We start from the raw sequence: 4,783 nt of genomic DNA on the forward strand, positions 1-4,783 counted from the left end.
CCCGACCACTGGACGTACTCGGGTGCTCCGACAACGCGGCGAGGTGCGGTGCCGGGCGTCGCGGGCCAGGCGAGACTTCGACGACGGGGCCCAGGGCGGGTTGCGAGTCCCGGGACGACGGAGGGAGGACCGCCGGTGACCGGCGGCCCTCCCTCCGTCTCGCGTACCGGTGCCGGATCAGGCGAAGGCGCCCCGGCGGGCGACCCAGCCCGCCCAGGCGGAGTCGATCATGTCGCGGACGTCGTGGCGGGCCTTCCAGCCGAGCTCCGTGGCGATGCGGGCGGCGGAGGCGACGACACGGGCCGGGTCGCCGGGGCGGCGCGGGGTGACGAGCGGGGCGCCGGAGTGGCCGGTGATCTCGTTGATCAGGTCGATCATCTCGGTGACGGAGACACCCTCGCCGCGGCCGATGTTGACCGTCAGATCGCGCGGCTCGCCCGCCGCGGCCCACTCGGCGAGCTTCCGCGCGGCCACGAGGTGCGCGTCGGCGAGGTCCTCGACATGGATGTAGTCGCGGACGCAGGTGCCGTCCGGGGTGGCGTAGTCGTCGCCGAAGATACGCGGGGCCTCACCGGCGTCGAGCCGCTCGAAGACCATGGGGACCAGGTTGAAGACACCGGTGTCGGCCAGCTCGGGGGTCGCGGCGCCCGCCACGTTGAAGTAGCGCAGGCAGGCCGTCGAGATGCCGTGGGCCTTGCCGGCCGCGCGGACCAGCCACTCGCCGGCCAGCTTGGTCTCGCCGTACGGGCTCAGCGGCAGGCAGGGCGTCTCCTCGGTGACGAGGTCGACGTCGGGCATGCCGTAGACGGCGGCCGAGGAGGAGAAGAGGAAGTTGCGCACGCCGCCGGCGGCCACGGCCTCCAGGAGGACGGTGAGGCCCAGCACGTTCTCGCGGTAGTAGCGCAGCGGCTGCTCGACGGACTCGCCGACCTGCTTCTTCGCGGCGAGGTGGACGACGCCCGTGACACCGTGCTCGGCGATGGTCCGGTCGAGCACGTCGCGGTCCAGGGTCGAACCGACCACCAGGGGAACGCCTTCCGGGACCCGCTCCGCGTAGCCCGTGGACAGGTCGTCGAGGACGACGACCCGCTCCCCCGCCTGCGTCATGGCGCGGACCACGTGCGAGCCGATGTATCCGGCGCCACCGGTGATCAGATAGGTCATAACGCCCAAATCCCTTTCGCTAAGTACCGCGGGAGAGCCTGCGGAGCCTGGCCGCGACGGCCCGGAGCCCGTCACGGACACCCGGTGCGATCCGCACCGCGAGCGATCCGTTCGCCGTGGTGTACTGCTGCACCAGCAGTACACCGTACCGGCTGCTGGGCAGGACCCGGCGTCGCTGGCGCTCCTCCGGCAGCCGCAGGGCGGTGGTGAAGGACGCGCCGTCCGCGCAGCTCACCGCGATCCGCAGGTCCCAGAGCTGGATGCCCCCGCCCTCCCGGCGGCGGCCCGCCCGTGCGAGGGCGGTGAGTCCGGCCGGGACGCTGCCGGTCCAGCCGCCCGCCACCTCCCGCAGCTCGGCCCGCTCGGTGCGGACGGAGACGTCCGAGCCGCGGGGCAGGAACGAGACCTGGGCGGTACGGGGTACCGCCGTGGTCAGCCTGCCGTACAGATCGCGGACCGTGAAGCGCAGCTCGCAGCGGCCGCGGCCGTGCAGATCGGCGTCGACGACGAGCGGGAGGGCCGCCGGGGGCAGGGTGTCGACACCGTCCAGCTCCGCGCCGGGAAGGTCGTCGGACCAGACGGCGGCGCCCCCGCTGCGGGCGTACGGCGGGAGGAGCCGGGCCGGGTCGGCGGCGAGCCGCGACAGCCGGGTCAGATCCCTGGGCTCGTCGGCGGCCAGGATGAAGCGGGCCATCCAGCGCGCGGGAGCCGTCGCCGCGGCGAGGTCGCCCTCGTCGAACGCCTTGAGGTGCTCGCGGGTCGCCGCCCACCACTCGCTCCGGTACGCGGCGTCGCGCCGCCTCAGCTCGCGGGCGTACAGGCGCAGGTCGTGTTCGAGGAACTTGGTACGGCAGGCGGCGGCGAGCTCGGCACGGCTGGCCGCCTCGAAGGTCTCGACGGCCGTGCGGTGGGCGGCGATCCTGGCCTGCCAGTTGGTGACGCCGTCGCGGTCGAGGGAGATGGACAGATGGGCGGCGGCGCGGCGCACATGCCAGACGTAGACCGTGTCGGGGACCACGGCGACGCGGGGCGCGGCGGCCAGGACGCGGGCGGTGAAGAGGAAGTCCTCGTAGACGCAGTGGCCTTCGGGGAAGCTGATGCCGTGCTCGGCCAGGAAGGCCCGGTCGTACACCTTGTTGACACAGAGCGTGTCGTGGACCAGCGGGGTGAGGTCCGCCGCCGTCTCCAGGAGGGCAGGCTCGTGGTAGAGCGCGGGCTGCCAGCGCACGTCGCGGCCCTCGGGCAGCTCACGCCGTACGCACGCGCCGACGGCGACAGGGGCGCGATGGCGCTCGGCCGCCGCGACCAGCGCCTCGGCCGCCCCCGCGGGAAGGATGTCGTCGCTGTCGAGGAATATCACCACGGGCGCGGTGACCGCGCGGACGCCGTCGTTGCGCGGGGTGCCGCAGCCCCCGCTGTTCACCGTGCGGTGGACGACGCGCAGCCGGGGGTGGAGCGCGGCCAGTTCGTCCAGGACCCGTGCCGTGCCGTCGCTGGAGCCGTCGTCGACGGCCACGACCTCGGCGACCACGGGTCCCTGGTCGAGGACGGACCGGATCGCCTCGCCGACCAGGGTCTCGTCATTGTGTGCGATTACCACGACACCGAGTTTGCCCGCTACCTGAGGAGGGGTGACGCTACTCACATCGGGGATCCTACGGGACGCGCGCCCACCGGATGGCGCGCCGGGCTTCGTTCGCCCGGGGCCGGTCCGGACCCCGCCGGAAGGGGGTCGTCACCCGTCATACTGGATACGTTCACATGTCCGTATGACCAGGTTCAGGAGTCGACCGCAGTGCGCAATCCCGAGGCACCCCGGCTGCTTGGGGTCTACCGCCGAGCCATACCGGAACGCGTGCGGAAGGCCATCGTCCGGCAGGTCGACGCCGACGTCCGCCGTCGTCTGAAGATCCGGATCGCGAACGGCTCCGCCGCCGCCGAGCGGCGGCGCAGCGACCGGGTGGCCAAGCGGTACGAAGCGCTCACCGCGTCCGCGGACCGCGCCGTGATCACGGTCGGCCGGGAGCCGAAGGTCGCGCTCGTCTCCGCCGGGATCACCCCACTCGAAGCCCGCCGCGCGAACCTGGACGCCGTCCTGGCCGCGCTGTTGGCTGCGGGGATCGAGCACTTCTGCGTACGGAGCCAGTCGGACACCGCCGCCGCCGTGGCCGTACGAGCGGAGGACCGCGCCGCCGTCATCACGGCGCTCACCGAGACCTGCAACCGGCTGCCGGGCTACGTCGCCCCGGTCGGCGGGAGCAGCGCCGTCTCGGCGACCTCCCAGCCCGGCTTCGAGGCGGCCACCTGGCAGCGGCTGCGCGACGCCGACGTGCTGCGCCTCACCTGGTACCACACCGATCCCACGCAGCTCCTGAAGCTCGGTGACCGGTACGGCTGCGACGTGGAGTTCTGGCACGAGGAGGACGGCGAGCTACTGGCACCGAGGCCCGGCAAGATCGCCTCCGCCCTGCCGCTCCGTGGCGAGACCGTCACCGTCCCCGAGTCGTACTTCACCAGCCTCGCGCCCCGCGAGTCGGCCGACGCGGCCCGGGTCCCGGCCCGTGCGGAGACGGCCGTCGTCCACACCGACGAGGTCACCTTCCCGATCGACGTCGTCTACACCTGGGTGGACGGCTCCGACCCGGCCTGGCTGCGCCGCCGCGCCGAGTTCTCGGGCGAGGCGTACCACGCGGAGGCCGCCAACGCGGCGCGCTACCTGAGCCGCGACGAGCTGCGCTACTCGCTGCGCTCGCTGCACATGTACGCGCCGTGGGTCCGCACGATCTACCTGGTGACGGACGACCAGCAACCCGACTGGCTGGACACCGAGGTCCCCGGTCTGAAGGTGGTCAGCCACAAGGACGTCTTCCGCTCCCCCGACCTGCTGCCGACGTTCAACTCGCACGCGATCGAGAGCCAGCTCCACCACATCGAGGGGCTCTCCGAGCACTTCCTCTACTTCAACGACGACGTCATGCTCGGCAACGAGGTCACCCCGCAGGACTTCTTCCACTCCAACGGGCTCACCAAGTTCTTCCCGTCCCCGGCCCTGGTGCCGCTCGGCGAGCGGACCGTCGACGACCCGCCGGTCGCCGCGGCCGGAAAGAACAACCGGCGCCTGATCGAGGAGCGTTACGGCGCCGTCCTGGTGCAGAAGATGAAGCACATGCCGCACGCGCTGCGCCGCAGCGTGCTGACGGAGATCGAGACCGAGTTCGAGGCCGAGTACCGCAGTACCGAGGCGAGCAGGTTCCGCAGCATCGACGACATCTCCATCTCGTCGTCGCTGCACCACTACTACGCCTTCCACACCCAGCGGGCGGTGCCGTCCCAGCTGCCGTACGCGTACCTGGACCTGACGCACCCGTGGACGGAGACCCGCCTCGGCCGGCTGCTCGCCAGCCGTGACAAGGCCGTCTTCTGCGTCAACGACACGGTGTCGACGGAACAGGACGTGACCGACCAGAAGGACCTGATCACGCCCTTCCTGGAGGCGTACTTCCCGGTGCCGAGTCCGTACGAGAAGAAGCCGTAGCGCGCGCGGGAACGAGAGTGGGGGACTTCCCCCCCCAGCCAAGCGGAGAAGGGGACACCCCCCTCCTTCTTGCGCCACCCCCCC

General features: G+C 72.2%; 3 protein-coding genes. 1 reads left to right on the forward strand and 2 read right to left on the reverse strand.

The genetic code is table 11. From position 1 onward, the window contains the following. Positions 1–177: 177 nt before the first annotated feature. Together galE and ACFUJR_RS16125 are read right to left on the reverse strand one after the other, a co-directional pair. Positions 178–1,164: a UDP-glucose 4-epimerase GalE gene (gene galE / locus ACFUJR_RS16120; protein ID WP_383181065.1), complete on the reverse strand. Its 987-nt coding sequence runs from the start codon at positions 1,162–1,164 to the stop codon at positions 178–180. A gap of 19 nt (positions 1,165–1,183) precedes the next feature. Beyond that, a complete protein-coding gene (locus tag ACFUJR_RS16125) occupies positions 1,184–2,764 on the reverse strand; it encodes a glycosyltransferase family 2 protein (RefSeq protein WP_383181068.1) in 1,581 nt (526 codons plus the stop codon). 195 nt (positions 2,765–2,959) lie between these two features. Here ACFUJR_RS16125 and ACFUJR_RS16130 point away from each other — a divergent pair, with 195 nt between their 5' ends. Then, positions 2,960–4,699, forward strand: a complete 1,740-nt coding sequence (locus tag ACFUJR_RS16130; protein ID WP_383181071.1) for a stealth family protein — start codon at positions 2,960–2,962, stop codon at positions 4,697–4,699. Positions 4,700–4,783: the final 84 nt, after the last annotated feature.

This window comes from Streptomyces sp. NPDC057271 (genome assembly GCF_042668715.1).
Classification (GTDB): domain Bacteria; phylum Actinomycetota; class Actinomycetes; order Streptomycetales; family Streptomycetaceae; genus Streptomyces.